Genomic DNA, 16738 nt, shown 5'->3' on the forward strand with positions numbered 1-16738 from the left:
TGCCGTCTGCGGCCAGGATCACTCGGCCGCACCAAGCGGCGCCTCAGTCCCGCGGGAGCCGGGCCTTCATCACCTTGCCCATGTCATTGCGGGGCAGCGCCTCGCAGAACCGTACCTCGCGAGGCCTTTTGTGGGGAGCGAGCAGAGCGGCGACGTGGTCGACGAGTTCCCGCTCGGCAGGCGCGACGCCGGCCGGCACGACGAACGCCACGATCCGCTCTCCCAGGTCGTCATCGGGCATTCCGACGACCGCCGCCTCGGCGACGCCCGCGTGCTCGAGCAGCGCGTTCTCGATCTCCCCCGCGCCGATCTTGTAGCCGCCCGACTTGATCAGGTCGGTGGCGCTGCGTCCCACGAGAGCCAGGGTGCCGCTCGCCGTCCAGCGCCCGATGTCACCGGTGACGAACCAGCCGTCCGCGGTGTGCGCGGCGGCCGTGGCGTCGGGCCGGTTGAGGTAGCCGTCGAACAGCCCCGGCCCGCGCACCTCGACGGAGCCCAGACCGTCACCCTGCTCGCCGGCCAGCGGCGTCAAGCGCACCTCGGTGCCCCGCAGCGGCCGCCCGACCGTGGCGGGCTCCGGCTCGTCCTCCGCGCGGGCGGCGGTGAGGATCAGGGTCTCGGTGAGCCCGTAGCGTTCGCGGACCGCGAGCCCGGTGGTGCGTCGCAGCCGGGCGTGGTCGACGGCGGTGAGCGCCGCGGAGCCGGACACCAGCAGCCGCGCCCGGCCGATCGCGGCACCGGCATCCGGGTCCGCCTCGAGCTGGTCGGCCAGCCGGTGGTACTGCGTCGGCACCCCGAAGACCATCGTGGCGCCTGCCCCGGCCAGGGTGGGCGCGTCCAGCGTGCCGATGTGGTGCACGCTCCCGCCCCGGCGCAGCGGCCCGAGCACCCCGAGCACCAGGCCGTGCACGTGGAACAGGGGCAGCGCGTGCACCAGCCGGTCCTCGGTCGTCCAGGCCCAGGCGTCGGCCAGCGCGTCGAGGTTGTACGCGACGGCGCCGCGGGAGAGCACGGCTCCCTTCGGCGGACCGGTCGTGCCCGAGGTGTAGATCACGAGCGCGGGCGCACCCGCCGGCGGCTCCTCGGCAGGCACCGCGCCGGAGCCGGCCAGGTCGACGTCGAGCCGGGGAAGTGCCGCGAGGGGCCCGGGGAGCTGGGCGTCGGGAGCGGTCAGCACGAGTTCGGGCGCGGAGTCGGTGAGGACGTGCCCGAGCTCCCGCTCCCCCAGCTTCGGGTTCAGCGGCACGGCGGTGACGCCTGCCAGCAGGGCCGCGGTCACCCCGACCGCGGTGTGGAGGGTCGGCGTGGCGTGCACTGCCACCCGGCTGCGCCCGACCAGGGAACCGGCGAGGCAACCGGCGGCAGCAGCCAGCTCCGGGTAGCTCAGGGCGAGGCTCGAGTCACCGACGCCGAAGCGCAACGCGGGACGGTCCTGCGGGTCGTGAAGGTGGGGAAGGAGACGGGTCACCCGACCACCTTGCCCGGATTGAGAATTCCCTGCGGGTCGAGGGCCGCCTTGATCGCCCGCTGCATCGCGACGACCTCGGGGCCGAGCTCACGGCGCATGCCGGACAGCTTCAGCAGCCCGACGCCGTGCTCCCCGGTGACGGTGCCACCGAGGTCCAGCGCGGCGTCCACGATGTCCTCGAACGCCGCCTGCGCCCGCACCTTCGCGGCCTCGTCACCGTGCCTGGTGAGCAGCATCGGGTGCAGGTTGCCGTCGCCCGCGTGCGCCACGGTGGCGATCGGCGTGTCGTGCCGGGCCGCGATCTGCTCGATGCGGGTGAGCATCTCCGCGAGCTCGCCACGCGGCAGGCAGACGTCCTCGGTGAGGACGGCCCCACCGAGCTGCTCCATCGCGGGGTAGGCGAGCCTGCGGGCCTCGAACAGCGCGTCGGCCTCCACCTCGTCGGTGGACAGCATCGCGTCGCTCGCCCCTGCCGCCACGAACTCCGCGTGGATGGCCTCGGCCTCCTGCTGGCCCGCCGGATCGGGGAGGTCGGTCTGGGCGAGCAGCAGCGCCGCGGCGTCCTCCGGGAGCCCGGCGTGCTTCCACGAGTTGACCGCGTGCAGGCAGACCCGGTCGATCAGCTCGAACGCCGCGGGCTGCACGCCGCGCGCGGTGACCCGGGAGACGGCGTCGCCCGCCGCGGCGAGAGTGTCGAAGAACCCGACGACCGTGCGCCGCGGGCTCGTGCGCAACGGCCGCAGCTTCACGGTGACCTCGGTGATCACGCCGAGTGTGCCCTCTGATCCGACCATCAGCCCGGCCAGGTCGTACCCGGCCACGCCCTTCGCGGTGCGGCGGCCGACGCGCACCACCTCGCCCGCCGCCGTGACGAGCTCCAGCGCGAGCACGTAGTCGCGCGTCACCCCGTACTTCACGCAGCACAGGCCGCCCGCGTTGGTGGCGACGTTGCCGCCGACCGTCGACCACGGGGAGCTCGCCGGGTCGGGCGGGTACCACAGACCGTGTTCGGCGACGGCCGCGCGCAGGTCGTCGTTCACGACCCCCGGCTGCACCACGGCGAGCCGCTCCGCCGCGTTGATCTCGACGATCTCGCGCATCCGCTCCGTGGACAGCACCACGCATCCGTCCACCGCGTTGGCGCCGCCGGACAGGCCCGTGCCAGCACCGCGCGGCACGAGCGGGCGAGCGTGCCGGGCGCACGCGGCCACCACCGCGGCGACCTCCGCCGTGGTGCGCGGCCGGACCACCGCGGCGGCCCGCCCGAACTCCGCCCACTCCGCCTCGTCGTGCTCGTAGGTGGCCAGGACGTCGGGATCCAGGAGCACGCGGTCGGCGGGAAGCGCCGCGAGCAGGTCGGCGACGACGGGATCGGTCGGGGCGGACGCGTCGGAGGTAACGGCCATGAGGGTGACGCTAGTCAGTCGACCGGGGGATCCGCTCCTCCTGCCGCGGCTCAGCGACGGGAGGCGCCCAGCCGAGCGGCCACCGCCCGCCCCAGCAGCGTCCCGGACCGCCACGCCGTCTCCACCCGCGAGCTGCCCCAGGAGTCGCCCGCGACGGCGATGCCGTCGTCACCGAGGTGGAAGGGCTGGTCACGGGCAGCAGCCGGCGCTGCGTGGTCCCAGCGGTGCACGGCGGTCCAGGAGGGTGCCGTGGGCACGTCGAGCAGCTCACGGACGACCCCGAGTACCGGCGCGACGGCACCGGCGGGGTCCGTCTCGTACCGCCGGGCGGCGTCGGCGGTGGTGTGGGCCACGAGCACCGCAGCGCCGTCACCCCTGCGGTCCCCGTCGTCGGCGATCAGCGACAGGACAGGGTGGTCGTTGACGAACGCCGCGGCCATCTCCGGCCACTCCCGCGACGGCCAGCCCGCAACGACGGTGATCACCGGCCGCCACTCCCGGCCGGCCAGTTCGGGAACGGCAGGCGAGGCCGGGTCGAGCAGGCGCAGCGCCTGCGGGTCGGGCATCGCGAGCACGACCACGTCGCCGGCCCCGCCGTCCACCACGGGTCCCGGGCCCACGCGGTGGACCTCGTGGTCCAGCTCCACGGTCAGTCCGGACGCCAGCTCCGCTACGAGGCTCGCCAGCCCGCGGGGCGCCGCCCAGCGGACCGGACCGGGCGACCGGCCGCGGCTGCCGTTGCCGAGTACCGCGAGCTCGGACGTCCACGGCCGGGCCAGGCCCGCCGTCCGCCAGCCGGCCACGACCTCGGCGAACTCCGGATCGCGGACGGTGAAATAGGCCGCACCGACGTCGACGGGCCGACCGTGGACCGTTCTGCTGGCCATCCGGCCCCCGACGTGCGCGGCGCGCTCCAGCACCTGCACCGGCACCCCGGCCACGGTGAGCTCCACGGCGCACGCCACGCCCGCCAGCCCCGCTCCGACCACCAGTACCGACACGCCCCGAACCGTATTGGCCCGACCCCACCCGCGCGAGCCACCCGGTCACCCACCGGAGAAGGCGACTCGCGCACCGTTTCCGGGCGACTCGCGCACGAGTTCGGGGCGACTCGCGGGCTGTTTCCGGGCGACTCGCGCACGGATTCGGGCCGACTCGCGGGGCGGTCCGCCTCCCCCGCCCCGCGAGTCGCCCGGTTCACGCCCGCGAGTCGCCCGTTTTCTGCGCGCGAGTCGCCCGGTTCGCGCCCGCGAGTCGCCCGGTTTCGGCCCGCGCCGGCCGGGAGCGCGAAGTGAGTCCTCGCGGCGGGTGGTCAGTGCACCCCGGCCGTCACCCGCGCCAGCCGGTCCTGCCACCAGCGCGTGCGCTCGGGGTCGGCGGCGACGGCGTCGCGGAGCACCGGTTCGGGTGCCTGACGCAGCACGGGGAGCCAGCCGTCGCGGGGCAGGAGCGGGTCGGCGACCACGTCGGTGGCGAGCAGGGCTCCGGTGCCGAACCCGCACGCGAGGTCCAGGTGGGGCAGCGCGCCCGCCAGCGCCAGCTCGCCCGCCAGCCCCACGCTGGTCTGCAGCGCGGACGACACCACGCACGGCAGCCCGCACGCCTCGGCGACGGCCAGCGCCCGGCGCACCCCGCCGAGCGGGGCGCACTTGAGCACGGCGATGTCGGCCGCACCCGCGACCGCCACCCGCAGCGGGTCCTCGGCCCGGCGGATCGACTCGTCGGCCGCGATCGGCACGTCGACCCGGCGGCGCACCGCCGCGAGCTCCTCGATCGTGAGGCACGGCTGCTCGACGTACTGCAGCCCGCCTGCCGCGCGCTCCAGCGCCCGGATCGCGGTGACGGCGTCGTCGACGTCCCAGCGCGCGTTGGCGTCCACCCGCACCGCGCCGTGGGTGCCGAGGGCGTCGCGGACCGCCGCCACACGTTCGAGGTCGTCCGGCAGCGAGTCGGGAGTGTCGGCGACCTTCACCTTCGCCGTGGTGCAGCCCGACGCGCGCACGATCTCCTGCGCGCGCTCCGGCCCGACCGCCGGGACGATGCAGTTCACCGGCACCCGGTCGCGGACGGGCTCCGGCCAGCCCTCCTCGGCGGCCTCCACCGCGGCGGCCAGCCACGGGGCGGACTCGGCGTCGTCGTACTCCGTGAACGGGCAGAACTCGCCCCAGCCGGCAGGGCCCCGCAGCAGCATCCCCTCCCGCACGGTGATCCCGCGGAACCGGGCGGTCATGGGAATGGCATAGACGGCGGCATCGACCACGGTCCGACCCTAAGCCTGACGGAGGCGGGGCCGGAGAGTCACACCAGCAGCTCGTGGTCGGCCGGGCGGACCCTGCGGGTGCGGCGCCGGAAGACGAACGTGAAGTTCGGCCAGATGGTGCGGTTGCGGCCGTCCTCGTCGAGGTACCAGCTCTTGCAACCACCGGCCGTCCACACCGTGCCGGCGAACTTCCGCTGCGTCGCGATGTTGTAGGCGACCTGCCGGTCGCGGCGGGTGTCCAGGGCCGTGGCGCCGGTGCGGTCGAGCAGCCGCAACGCGTCCAGGACGTAGTTCAGCTGCGCCTCGATCATGACGACCAGCGACGTGTGCCCGATCGCAGTGTTGGGACCGGTCATGAGGAACAGGTTGGGAAACCCGGCAACCGTGGTGCCGAGGAAGCCCTCGATGCCGTCGCGCCACGCTTCGCCCAGGCTCACGCCGTCGCGGCCGGTGACCTCCATCGAGTCGAGGAAGCTCGCCGCGACCTTGAACCCCGTGCCGAGGATGATCGTGTCGACCTCGTGCTCGACGCCGTCGGCCGTCACCACCCCCGCCTCCGTGACGCGGACGATCTTCTCCGTGACCACGGCGACGTTCGGTTGCTTGAGTGCCGGGTAGTAGTCGTCGGAGAGCAGCACCCGCTTGCAGCCGAACGCGAAGTCGGGTGTGACCTTCCCCCGGAGGTCGGGCCGGTCGGCGAACACCCGGTCGATGTAGGTCCGGCCCACCTTCTCCGGAACCTTCGCGCGGCTCGTGCGGAGGAAGAACGCCAGCACGGCCTCACCGCGCGCGTAGACCGCCGCGCGCTTGAGCTTCTGCAGGAGCGGCACGGCCCGGTAGAGCCGGCGTAGCAGGGGCGAGACCTCTCCATCTGACTTGGGCACCACCCACGGGGCGGTGCGCTGGAAGAGCGTGAGGTGCTCGACGTCGGGCTGGATCGCCGGGACGAACTGGATCGCGCTCGCACCTGTGCCGATCACCGCGACCCGGCGTCCGCGCAGGTCGTGGTCGTGGTTCCAGTCGGCGGAGTGGAACGTGGTGCCCCGGAACGTCGCGAGTCCCTCGATGTCCGGGACCGCCATCTCGCGCAGCCCCCCGGGGGCCCAGACGACCACCCGTGCGCTGACGGTGGAGCCGTCGGCGATCCGCAGGGTCCAGCCCTTTCCTTCCCACGTGGCCGACGTGACGCGGGCTCCGAACCGGATGCGGGAGCGCAGGCCGCAGCGGTCTGCGATGTCCTCCAGGTAGGCGCGGATCTCCGGCTGCCGGGCGAAGCGGTGGGTCCACCCGGGGTTGGGCGCGAACGAGAACGAGTACAGGGCCGACTGCACGTCGCAGGTGCACCCTGGATAGGTGTTGTCGCGCCAGGTACCCCCCACCGACTCGGCCTTCTCGAGGACGAGGAAGTCGTTGCGGCCCTCCGCGGCGAGCCGTGCGGCGGCCCCCAACCCGGCGAACCCGGCGCCGACGATCGCGATGTCCACGGTGATGTCAGCGGTCGGCGCGCTCATCCTCTTCCTCTCGGTCGGCGACCCCCGGAAGTTACCACGGGTAAGTTACCGTCGGTAGGTTCCTTCCTACCTGCGGTAGGTTGGCAGCGTGGAGCCCAGGACACCTCGCCGCCGGGTGAGCCGCGCCGAGCGTGAGCGGCAGATCCTGGACGCGGCCGTGGCGGTGTTCGGCGAGCGCGGCTACCAGGCCGCCTCCATGGACGTGGTGGCCGAGCGGGTGGGCGTGACGAAGCCGGTGCTCTACGCCCACTTCGGCTCCAAGGACGGGTTGCTCCTCGCGTGCATCGCGCGCGCCCGCTCCGAGCTGCTCGAGGTGACCACCACGGCCGCGGCGTCGGCGGACGGCCCCGAGGAGATGCTCCGGAGCGGGACGCTGGCCTTCTTCGAGTACCTGGAGCAGCGCGAGCCGGCCTGGACGTTCCTGTACTCGGAGTCGACGGTGGCGGGCGATGCCCTGGAGGGCATCCGGGCGCAGCAGACCGACTTCATCGCCGCCCTGCTCGCGGCCCAGGCGCCCGACGCCGACCCGCAGCAGCTGACCGGATGGGCGCAGGTGATCGTCGGCGCGTGTGAGCGGCTCGCCCTGTGGCGCGGCAGCGCGCGGACGGTCACCAGCGAGCAGGCCACGGAGTACCTGATGGACCTCGTCTGGACGGGGCTCGCTGCCGTGGGTGGCGCAGCGGCACAATCGTCGCGATGACGACGACGGCACCCCGGCTGCTGCAGGTGCGGCGCAGCGAGCGGATCACCCCCCGGATGGTCCGCGTGACGCTCGGCGGCGAGGAGCTGGCCGGCTTCGGCGGCGACGGGCCCGACCGCCGGATCAAGATGTTCTTCCCCGTGCCAGGGCAGGACCGGCCCGCGGTGCCCCGGGCCACGTCGGGCGGTCCGCTGTGGCCGACCGGCGAGCCGCGCCCCGCGATCCGCACGTACACCGTGCGGCGCTTCGACCCCGGCTCGGGCGAGCTCGACGTCGACTTCGTGCTCCACGAAGGGCACGGGCCGGCGGCGGCGTGGGCCCGTGACGCGCGGCCCGGCTCGTGGGTGGGTGTCTCGGAGCCGGGCGGCCGGTTCGAGCCCGACCCGGCCGCCGAGTTCCACGTGGTGATCGGCGACGAGACGGCACTGCCCGCCGTGGCCACGGTGCTCGACGCCCTGCCCGCCGGCGTGCCAGCACTCGCGTTCCTCGAGGTGGCCGACGCAGGCGAGGAGCAGGACCTGCCCGGCGCCGCCGACGTGCGGTGGGTGCACCGCGGCGACCGGGAGCCGGGCACCCCGCTGACCGAGGCCGTGCGGGCTGCGACGTTCCCGGCGGGCTCCGGGCAGGCGTGGCTCTCCGGCGAGTCGGCCTGCGTGCGCGACCTGCGCAAGCACCTGCTCGACGACCGCGGCCTGGACCGTCGCCGGGTGTACGCCACGGGCTACTGGCGCGCCCGCTGACGCCCCGATCGCTGCGAGACGCACCGATGCGCCCTCCGCAGGGCGCACACGCGGATCTCGCAGAGATCGTCGCCACGGCGCCCTCGTGAGCTGCGCGGTCACCGGGGGACCGGCTGCACGGGCCGGGGCCGCGACGCGACGGGTTCGGCGGCGCCGACGTGTTCGTCGAGCCAGGCGACCACCGGTGCCGCCGCGTGCCACGACGCCCGCACCCACTCCAGCGGTTCGCGCGTGGTGAGCCACTCGCCTACCGGCCGGGAGCGGGTGAGCTGCAGTCCGCGCCTGCGCAGCAGGTGGATCCGGGGGTGGTCGGCCCGGACGCCGCGCGGCGCGCCGACCAGGGGGCGGCCGGGATCGAGCGCACCCTCGCCGAGGCCGGCGAGCAGCCCGGCGAGCTCCTCCCCCGCCGCGCCCTGCACCGCGGTGCGGTAGCGCCGGACCTGGCCTGCGTCGAACGACCAGTGCCCCGACGTCGCCGACAACACCGTGGCAGACAGCACGACGGCGAGCGCGCAGCCACCCGCGGTGGTGGCCACCCCACCGGTGTCGGTGCGGTACGGCGGGACGCCGGGCCGGAACCTGCGGTTGACCACCGGCCGCAACACGCGGACCGGCCCGAACTCGGGTTCGAGCTCCGCGGCGAGCGCCTTCATCGGGGCGTGCACCGCGGCGGCGTGCCGGTGGCGCTGCGCCGCCCAGAACTCCCGGTCGTTGTCGGCGGTGATCTCGGCCAGGAACGTGGTGGCGTCGGCAGGCCAGCCGTCGAACGCGTCCATCTCGCCCTCCTCGGGTACGGTCGATCGCACGTGATCGATGCGCACTTGGACGACGCGACGGCCCTTCCGGTTCCACAGCGGGCACACAGGCTTCGCCCATCGGCGCCACAGTCCGGCGCGCGACGCTGGCTAGCATGTCGACGATGAGGGACCAGGCCACGGCATTGCGGCGGGCCGACGGCAGCGCGATCCGGATCCTGGTCGTCGATGACGAGGCCTCACTCTCCGACCTGCTCTCGATGGCCCTGCGCTACGAGGGCTGGGACGTCCGCACCGCCGCCGACGGGAGCTCCGCCGTCCGGGGCGCGCGGGAGTTCCGGCCCGACGCCGTCGTCCTCGACGTGATGCTGCCCGACTTCGACGGCCTCGAGGTGCTGCGCCGGATGCGCGCGGAGACCCCGGACGTGCCGGTGCTGTTCCTGACGGCCAAGGACGCCGTCGAGGACCGGATCGCCGGGCTCACCGCGGGTGGCGACGACTACGTCACCAAGCCGTTCAGCCTCGAGGAGCTGGTGGCCCGGCTGCGCGGGCTGCTGCGCCGCTCCGGGATGGCGGCGGCCCGGCAGGGCTCCGAGCTCGTGGTGGGCGACCTCGTGCTGGACGAGGACAGCCACGAGGTGCGCCGGGGCGACGCGCCCGTTGAGCTCACGGCCACGGAGTTCGAGCTGCTGCGCTACCTCATGCGCAACCCCAAGCGCGTGCTGTCCAAGGGGCAGATACTGGACCGCGTGTGGAACTACGACTTCGGCGGCCAGTCCAACGTGGTCGAGCTCTACGTGTCCTACCTGCGTAAGAAGATCGACGCCGGCCGCTCGCCCATGATCCACACCGTGCGCGGCGCGGGCTATGTGCTCAAACCGGCGGCCGGGGGGTGAGGAGCCGCTCGCTGCGGACGCGACTGGTCGCGACGCTGCTGCTGCTCCTCGCCGTTGCGACGGCCGTGGTCGCGCTGGTCACCGTCCTCACGCTGCGCGGCTTCCTCATCGGCAGGCTCGACGGGGACCTGCGGGTGTCGAGCAGGGTGCTCGCCCGCGTCGACTCCTCGGGCATGCCGCTGCCCCTGCCCAGCCTCGGGGACCGGCCCGGCCTGCGGCCGCCCGACAGTCTCAGCGCCGTGCTGCGCCACGGCCAGGTCGTCTCGGCGTGGGTGTACACCCGCGACGGGGCGGTGCAACCGGTGGCCGCGACGGAGTTCCCCGACCTGACCACCGTGGTCGTCGACCATCCGCCGGTGAGCGCCGACCTGGGCTCGCTGGGTGTCTACCGGCTCGAGGCGTTGCCGGGCCCGGACAGCAACGTGATCATCACCGGCCTCTCCGAGCGCCAGGTGAAGGAAACCGTGGCGCGGCTCGTGACGACCGAGCTGATCGTCGCCGCGGTGACGCTGCTGGGGGCGGGCCTCGCCGGGGCCGTGCTGGTGCGACGTGAGCTGCGGCCGCTGGAGAAGGTGGCGGCCACGGCGAGGCGGGTGAGCACGCTCCCGCTGGACCGGGGCGAGGTCTCGCTGGTCGAGCGGGTGCCTGCCGCCGACCCGCGCACCGAGGTGGGTCAGGTCGGCGCGGCCCTCAACCACATGCTCGACCACGTCGGCGCGGCCCTGGAGGCCCGCCAGGACAGCGAGACACGGCTGCGCCAGTTCGTCGCCGACGCCAGCCACGAGCTACGCACCCCGCTGGCCGCGATCCGTGGGTACGCCGAGCTGAGCAGGCGCGGAGAGCTGCCGGCCGACGCGGAGTACGCACTGGTGCGGATCTCCGCCCAGTCCGAGCGGATGACCACGCTCGTCGAGGACCTGCTCCTGCTCGCCCGGCTCGACGCCGGTCGCCCTCTGGAGCGCCGCGAGGTCGACCTCACGCGGCTCGTCGTCGACGCGGTGAGCGACGCGCATGCCGCCGGTCCGGGCCACCGGTGGCAGCTCGCGCTCCCCGAGGAGCCGGTGACGGTGCCGGGGGACGCGTCGCGGCTGGCCCAGGTGCTGGCGAACCTGCTGGCCAACGCCCGTGCCCACACGCCGCCCGGCACGGCGGTGACCGTCGCTCTCGCCCTGGAGCCCGACGGCGCCCGGCTGGACGTGGTGGACGACGGACCGGGCATCCCGCCCGAACTGGCGCCCCACGTGTTCGAGCGGTTCGCGCGCGGCTCCACCTCCAGGTCGCGGGCGAACGGCAGCAGTGGGCTGGGGCTCGCGATCGTCCACGCCGTCGTCGCCGCGCACGGCGGATCCGTGTCGGTGTCGAGCGTCCCGGGCCGCACCGCGTTCACCGTGCACCTCCCGAGCGTCCCGCCCGCCCGGACCACGCCGCTGCGCGTGGTGCAGCCCGGTCCCGCCCCGATGCCGGTCCCGCTCCCGCCCGCTCGCTGAGCGGGTCGCCGCCCTCAGCCGTCCGAACGGCAGATCGTCGCTGGTCCGCACGCTGTCCGCGGCCGCCCAGTCACAGCTGCCACACAGGCGCAGCACCAGGACGGCACAGCCCCGGACACCACCCTCGGCCCATGTGACCACGACGCTTCCGACCGCGGTCGATCCACCGCGCACCGCGCCTCCCCCTTCGCGTCCCGCGTCCGGAGCCCGGTGGGCGGCGGTGTCCGTCCTGCTCGCCGCCACCGCCGTTCTCTATCTCTGGGGGCTGTCCGAGTCGGGCTGGGCCAACGCGTTCTACGCCGCGGCGGCGCAGGCCGGTGGCGTGAGCTGGAAGGCGTGGTTCTTCGGCTCGTCGGACGCCGCCAACTCGATCACGGTGGACAAGACGCCCGCGGCGTTGTGGGTGACCGGGCTGTCCGTGCGGATCTTCGGGCTGAGCAGTTGGAGCGTCCTCGTCCCGCAGGCGCTGATGGGGGTGGCCTCGGTCGGGCTGCTGTACGCCACGGTGCGGCGCACCGCGGGCACCGCAGCCGGGCTGCTGGCCGGCGCGGCGCTCGCGCTCACGCCGGTGGCCGTGCTGATGTTCCGGTTCAACAACCCCGACGCCCTGCTAACCCTCCTGCTCATCGGGGCGGCGTACGCCACGCTCCGGGCGGTCGAGGGCGGCCGGACGCCGTGGCTGGTGCTCGCCGGGGCACTGATCGGGCTCGGCTTCCTCACCAAGATGCTGCAGGCGTTCCTGGTGCTGCCCGCCCTCGCGGCGGTGTGGCTGCTGGCCGCCCCGGTCGGGATCGGGCGCCGGTTCCGCGACCTCGCGCTCGCCACCGTGGCGCTGGTGGTCACGGCGGGCTGGTGGGTGCTGGTCGTCGAGCTCTGGCCTGCCGGCTCGCGGCCCTACATCGGCGGTTCGCAGAACAACAGCGTGCTTGAGCTCGTGCTGGGCTACAACGGCTTCGGACGGTTGACCGGCGACGAGGTCGGCAGCGTCGGCGGCGGTGCGGGCGGGCGGACGGGCGGCTGGGGTGAGACCGGCCTGACCCGGCTGTTCGACGGCGAGCTCGGCGGCCAGGCGTCGTGGCTGCTGCCTGCGGCGCTGGTGCTGCTCGTCGTGCTGCTCTGGCGGACGCGCGGGGCACCGCGCACCGATCCGCTGCGGGCCGCGGCCGTGGTCTGGGGCGGGTGGCTGGTCGTCACCTGCGCCGTGTTCAGCCTGATGGCCGGGATCTTCCATCCCTACTACCTGGTCGCCATCGCGCCGGCCATCGCGGCGCTCGTCGGGATCGGGGCGGGGGTGCTGTGGCGGGAGCGGGCCACGGTCGCACCGCGGGTGACGCTGGCCGCGGTCGTGGCGCTGACGGCGGCGTGGGCGTTCGTGCTCCTGGAGCGCGCTCCGGAGTGGCAGCCGTGGCTGGCGCCCACGGTCCTGGCGGCAGGTGCGGTCGCGACGGTGGGTCTGCTCGCCGTGCCCCGGCTACCGCGAGCGCTCGCGACGGGCGTCGCGGCCGTGGCCGTGCTGGCCTCGCTCGCCGGGCCGGCCGCGTACTCCCTGATCACGGCGGCCGTCCCGCACACGGGTGCCATTCCCTCGGCGGGCCCGGTGGGCACCGGGCTGCGCGGCTTCGGCGGCGGGTGGCCGGCTGCGTTCGGCCGACCAGGACAGTTCCCCGGGTTCGGGGCCGAGGCGGGCCGGTCCGGTCCCGGCCCGGGTGCCGCGCACGCAGGTCCGGCTCACCGGGCCCGGCCACACCGCGACGCGCCGCCCGGCGGGTTCGGCGGATTCGGCGGCCTGGCGTCCCTGGTGGGCACGACGACACCGCCCGCCGACGTGGTGGCGCTCCTGCAGCGCGACGCCGCGGCCCACACCTGGGTGGCCGCCGCCGTCGGCTCCAACAGCGCCGCCGGCTACCAGCTCGCCACGGGCTCACCCGTGATGGCGGTCGGCGGCTTCAACGGCACGGACCCCTCGCCGACGCTCGAACACTTCCAGCAGCTCGTGGCGCAGGGACAGGTCCACTGGTTCATCGGCGGCCGCGGGACGGACGACACCGCGAGCGGGGGCAGTGACCAGGCCGGGCGGGTCGCCGCGTGGGTGGCGGCCACCTTCCCCGCGACGACCGTGGACGGCACGACGCTCTACGACCTCACGGCCCCGGCGGCGCCATGAGCACCGTCACTCCGGGACCGACCGGACACACAGCTCTGCCACATCAATGGCACAAGACTCGGACAGCGCCTCCCCCGACGGTCGATACCATGAGCGTCGACAGTGCGCCGCACCACGCCCCTCCGGGACAGCCTGTTCCTCCCGTGCTCGACGTGGTCGTCCCGGTGTTCAACGAGGAATCCGACCTGGCGCCGTCGGTCCACCGGCTGCACGCCCACCTCACCGAGCAGTTCCCCTACCGGTTCCGGATCACGATCGCCGACAACGCCAGCACCGACGCGACCCCGCGGATCGCCGCCGAGCTCGCCGCACGGCTGCCCGGCGTGACCGCACTACGGATGGCGCAGAAGGGCCGTGGCCGGGCGCTGCACGCCGCATGGACGGCGTCCGACGCACAGGTGCTCGCCTACTGCGACGTCGACCTCTCCACCGACCTGGCGGCCCTGCTCCCGCTCGTGGCGCCGCTGATCTCCGGGCACTCCGACCTCGCGATCGGCACCCGGCTCGGCCGCGGCTCCCGGGTGGTGCGCGGCGCGAAGCGGGAGCTCATCTCGCGCGCCTACAACCTGCTCCTGCACGGGGCGCTGGCCACACGGTTCTCCGACGCCCAGTGCGGCTTCAAGGCGATCAGGGCCGACGTCGCGCAGCGACTGCTGCCGCTGGTGGAGGACACGGGCTGGTTCTTCGACACCGAACTGCTCGTGCTCGCGGAGCGCAGCGGCCTGCGCATCCACGAGGTGCCCGTCGACTGGGTCGACGACCCGGACAGCCGGGTCGACATCGTCGCGACGGCGCTCGCCGACCTCAGGGGCGTGGCCCGGCTCGGCCGGGCGCTCGCGACCGGGCGCCTGCCCGTGCAGGAGCTGCGCGGGCAGCTCGGCCGGGGCGCGCTCTCCGGCCCGGAGGTGGCAGGCGTGCCGAGGGGACTGCCGGGCCAGCTCATCCGGTTCGCGGCGATCGGAGTGGTCAGCACGCTGGCCTACCTGATCCTCTACGCGCTGCTGCGCGACCCGCTCGGTGCGTTCGGCGCCAACCTGGTGGCCCTGGTCGTCACCGCCGTCGGCAACACCGCGGCCAACCGCAGGCTGACGTTCGGCGTACGCGGCGGCAGCGGGGCCACCCACCAGCTCCAGGGCCTGATCGTGTTCGGCCTCGGGCTCGTCCTCACCACCGCCGCGCTGGCCGCGCTGGCGCACTGGGCGCCGGGGGCGAGCCACACCACCGAGCTGATCGTGCTCGTCGCCGCGAACGGGGCGGCGACGATCCTGCGTTTCGTCGCGTTCCGCTCGTGGATCTTCCGTTCGCGCCGCCCGGCAACCCCCACCGTCGAGGAGATCCGGACATGACCGCCACCCTGGCCCCCACCGACCCGGCACCCGTCGCGGCCGTGCCTCCGGAGCGGCGGCACGAGTGGGTCGGGCTGGGCGTGCTGCTCGCCGCTACCGCGGTGCTCTACCTGTGGGACCTGGGCGCGTCCGGCTTCGCCAACAGCTACTACGCCGCGGCCGTCGAGTCGATGACGCGCAGCTGGAAGGCGTTCTTCTTCGCGTCCTTCGACGCGGGCAACATCGTCACGGTCGACAAGCCGCCCGCCTCGCTCTGGGTCATGGCGCTCTCCGGCCGGATCTTCGGCTTCTCCTCCTGGAGCATGCTGGTGCCGGAGGCGCTCATGGGCGTCGCGACGGTGGCCCTCCTCTACGCCGCGGTACGCCGGGTGTCCGGTCATCGGGCCGGGCTGTTCGCGGGCGCGGCGATGGCGCTGACCCCGGTCGCGGCACTGATGTTCCGGTTCAACAACCCCGACGCCCTGCTCGTGCTGCTGATGGTGGCCGCGGCGTACGCCACCGTCCGCGCCATCGAGGCCGCAGGCACCCGGTGGCTGGTGCTGGCCGGTGCGCTCGTCGGCTTCGCGTTCCTGGCCAAGATGGGCCAGGCCCTGGTCGTGGTCCCGGCGCTGGCGCTGGCCTATCTCGTGGCGGCGCCCACCGGCTTCTGGCGCCGGATCCGGCAGCTCCTCGCGGCGGGGATCGCGATCGTCGTGGCGGCAGGCTGGTGGGTGGCGACCGTCGAGCTGTGGCCGGCGGCCGACCGCCCGTACGTCGGCGGTTCGCAGACCAACAGCGTGCTCGAGCTGGCGCTCGGCTACAACGGCCTCGGCCGGATCTTCGGTGGCTCCGGGGACCCGGGCGGGCACCGGGGCGGTACCGGGCAGGCTCCCGGCGCAGGCGATGCCGTCCGGGACCGGATGGCCCACGGCGGCGGTGGGGCCATGCCTCCCGGGGCGGACATGGCCCACGGCGCCCACGGCGGAGGTGGTTTCGGCGGCTTCGGGGGCGGGGCCGGGCTCACCCGCATGTTCGGCACCGACGTCGGCGCGCAGGTGTCGTGGCTGCTGCCTGCCGCGCTGGTGCTGCTGGTGGTCGGGCTCTGGGTGACCCGGCGGGCGGCGCGCACCGACCGCACCCGCGCCTCCCTCGTGCTGTGGGGCACCTGGACGATCGTGACGGTCCTGGTCTTCAGCCTGGCCGAGGGGATCTTCCACTCGTACTACACGGTGGCGCTCGCCCCCGGGATCGCGGCGCTGGTCGGGATCGGCGGCCACGAGCTGTGGCTCCGCCGGGGCTCCTGGCCGGGACGACTCGCGCTCGCGGTGGTCGTGGCCGGCACGGCGGTGTGGGCGGTGGTGCTGCTCGACCGGTCCCCGGAGTTCCTGCCGTGGCTGCGCTGGGTGGTGGCCGCACTGGGCGTCCTCGCCGTGCTCGCGCTGCTGGTGCCCGGCTCCGGACGGCGCCGGTGGACCGTCACGGGAGTGGTCGTGGCGCTCTCGGTCCTCGTCGCGCCCGCCGCCTACGCCGTGGACACCGCGGCGACACCCCACACCGGGAGCCTCCCGGCAGCGGGCCCTCCCAGCGGTGTCGCCGCCTACTTCCTCGACCAGCTGCACAAGCGCCCGGATGCCCTCCCCCTGGGGGTCGCCGGCCTGGTCGGCGGGCCCGAGCAGCGGACCGACCCGGAGCTCGTGGAGCTCCTGCAGCACGCGGGTACCACGTGGTCGGCTGCCTCCATCGGATCCCAGGGCAGCTCCCAGCTCGCGCTGGCGAGCGGGACGACCGTGATGGCCGTCGGCGGGTTCTACGGCATCGACCCCGCTCCCACCCTCGAACAGTTCCAGGGCTACGTCGCCGCAGGCCAGGTGCACTACTTCTTCCCGGGCGGGTTCGGCGGCGACCGGTCCCCGATCGCGACGTGGGTGCAGGACAACTTCTCCCACAGGACCATCGGCGGCCAGACGGTCTACGACCTCACCCGACCCGTGCACTGATCGCCCGAAGGAGGAGGTTCGTCCCGTGC

The 16738-nt window shown here is 74.4% G+C and carries 13 protein-coding genes; 7 read left to right on the plus strand and 6 right to left on the minus strand.

What is annotated here, in order from left to right; all coding sequences use genetic code 11:
* Nucleotides 1-43: 43 nt before the first annotated feature.
* From AC5L35_RS19270 to AC5L35_RS19290, 5 genes are all read right to left on the minus strand, one after another.
* A complete protein-coding gene (locus AC5L35_RS19270) occupies nt 44-1468 on the minus strand; it encodes an AMP-binding protein (protein ID WP_495061047.1) in 1425 nt (474 codons plus the stop codon).
* Nucleotides 1465-2874 (minus strand): FAD-binding oxidoreductase, encoded by a 1410-nt coding sequence (locus tag AC5L35_RS19275; protein ID WP_495061048.1) that lies wholly within the window; start codon nt 2872-2874, stop codon nt 1465-1467. Before AC5L35_RS19275 ends, AC5L35_RS19270 begins: the two co-directional genes overlap by 4 nt.
* A gap of 50 nt (nt 2875-2924) precedes the next feature.
* The gene (locus tag AC5L35_RS19280) at nt 2925-3875 is read right to left on the minus strand and encodes an NAD(P)/FAD-dependent oxidoreductase (RefSeq protein WP_495061049.1); all 951 of its coding nucleotides are present in this window, start codon (nt 3873-3875) and stop codon (nt 2925-2927) included.
* A 311-nt stretch (nt 3876-4186) separates the two neighbouring features.
* On the minus strand, nt 4187-5134 hold the full coding sequence (locus AC5L35_RS19285; protein ID WP_495061050.1) for an o-succinylbenzoate synthase: 948 nt from the start codon (nt 5132-5134) through the stop codon (nt 4187-4189).
* 38 nt (nt 5135-5172) lie between these two features.
* The gene (locus tag AC5L35_RS19290; RefSeq protein WP_495061051.1) at nt 5173-6645 is read right to left on the minus strand and encodes a flavin-containing monooxygenase; all 1473 of its coding nucleotides are present in this window, start codon (nt 6643-6645) and stop codon (nt 5173-5175) included.
* A gap of 88 nt (nt 6646-6733) precedes the next feature.
* Between AC5L35_RS19290 and AC5L35_RS19295 the strand changes: the two genes are divergently transcribed.
* Both AC5L35_RS19295 and AC5L35_RS19300 read left to right on the plus strand, forming a co-directional pair.
* Nucleotides 6734-7345 carry a TetR/AcrR family transcriptional regulator gene (locus AC5L35_RS19295; RefSeq protein WP_495061052.1) on the plus strand — a complete coding sequence of 204 codons (612 nt, stop codon included), beginning with the start codon at nt 6734-6736 and terminating at the stop codon, nt 7343-7345.
* Nucleotides 7342-8085 (plus strand): siderophore-interacting protein, encoded by a 744-nt coding sequence (locus tag AC5L35_RS19300; protein WP_495061053.1) that lies wholly within the window; start codon nt 7342-7344, stop codon nt 8083-8085. Before AC5L35_RS19295 ends, AC5L35_RS19300 begins: the two co-directional genes overlap by 4 nt.
* A gap of 98 nt (nt 8086-8183) precedes the next feature.
* On the opposite strand, the gene AC5L35_RS19305 is transcribed toward AC5L35_RS19300, so the two are convergent.
* Nucleotides 8184-8861, minus strand: a complete 678-nt coding sequence (locus AC5L35_RS19305) for a DUF2461 family protein (protein ID WP_495061054.1) — start codon at nt 8859-8861, stop codon at nt 8184-8186.
* A 143-nt stretch (nt 8862-9004) separates the two neighbouring features.
* On the opposite strand from AC5L35_RS19305, the gene AC5L35_RS19310 reads away from it, so the two are divergent.
* From AC5L35_RS19310 to AC5L35_RS19330, 5 genes are all read left to right on the plus strand, one after another.
* On the plus strand, nt 9005-9736 hold the full coding sequence (locus tag AC5L35_RS19310) for a response regulator transcription factor (protein WP_495061055.1): 732 nt from the start codon (nt 9005-9007) through the stop codon (nt 9734-9736).
* Nucleotides 9733-11223 carry a sensor histidine kinase gene (locus tag AC5L35_RS19315; protein WP_495061056.1) on the plus strand — a complete coding sequence of 497 codons (1491 nt, stop codon included), beginning with the start codon at nt 9733-9735 and terminating at the stop codon, nt 11221-11223. The genes AC5L35_RS19310 and AC5L35_RS19315 overlap by 4 nt, the downstream gene beginning before the upstream one ends.
* Before the next feature lie 133 nt (nt 11224-11356).
* Nucleotides 11357-13387 carry a glycosyltransferase family 39 protein gene (locus AC5L35_RS19320; protein ID WP_495061057.1) on the plus strand — a complete coding sequence of 677 codons (2031 nt, stop codon included), beginning with the start codon at nt 11357-11359 and terminating at the stop codon, nt 13385-13387.
* An 89-nt stretch (nt 13388-13476) separates the two neighbouring features.
* Entirely contained in the window at nt 13477-14733 is a 1257-nt protein-coding gene (locus AC5L35_RS19325) for a bifunctional glycosyltransferase family 2/GtrA family protein (protein ID WP_495061058.1), read from the plus strand.
* Entirely contained in the window at nt 14730-16709 is a 1980-nt protein-coding gene (locus AC5L35_RS19330; RefSeq protein ID WP_495061059.1) for an ArnT family glycosyltransferase, read from the plus strand. The genes AC5L35_RS19325 and AC5L35_RS19330 overlap by 4 nt, the downstream gene beginning before the upstream one ends.
* The last annotated feature ends 29 nt before the right edge of the window (nt 16710-16738 follow it).

It is taken from the genome of Pseudonocardia sp. OZ21 (genome assembly GCF_059359135.1).

Coding starts and splice junctions, on each gene's coding strand:
- AC5L35_RS19275 (WP_495061048.1), bottom strand. CDS start 2,874: ATGGCCGTTACCTCCGACGCGTCCGCCCCGACCGATCCCGTCGTCGCC.
- AC5L35_RS19290 (WP_495061051.1), bottom strand. CDS start 6,645: ATGAGCGCGCCGACCGCTGACATCACCGTGGACATCGCGATCGTCGGC.
- AC5L35_RS19300 (WP_495061053.1), top strand. CDS start 7,342: ATGACGACGACGGCACCCCGGCTGCTGCAGGTGCGGCGCAGCGAGCGG.
- AC5L35_RS19305 (WP_495061054.1), bottom strand. CDS start 8,861: ATGGACGCGTTCGACGGCTGGCCTGCCGACGCCACCACGTTCCTGGCC.
- AC5L35_RS19310 (WP_495061055.1), top strand. CDS start 9,005: ATGAGGGACCAGGCCACGGCATTGCGGCGGGCCGACGGCAGCGCGATC.
- AC5L35_RS19325 (WP_495061058.1), top strand. CDS start 13,477: ATGAGCGTCGACAGTGCGCCGCACCACGCCCCTCCGGGACAGCCTGTT.
- AC5L35_RS19330 (WP_495061059.1), top strand. CDS start 14,730: ATGACCGCCACCCTGGCCCCCACCGACCCGGCACCCGTCGCGGCCGTG.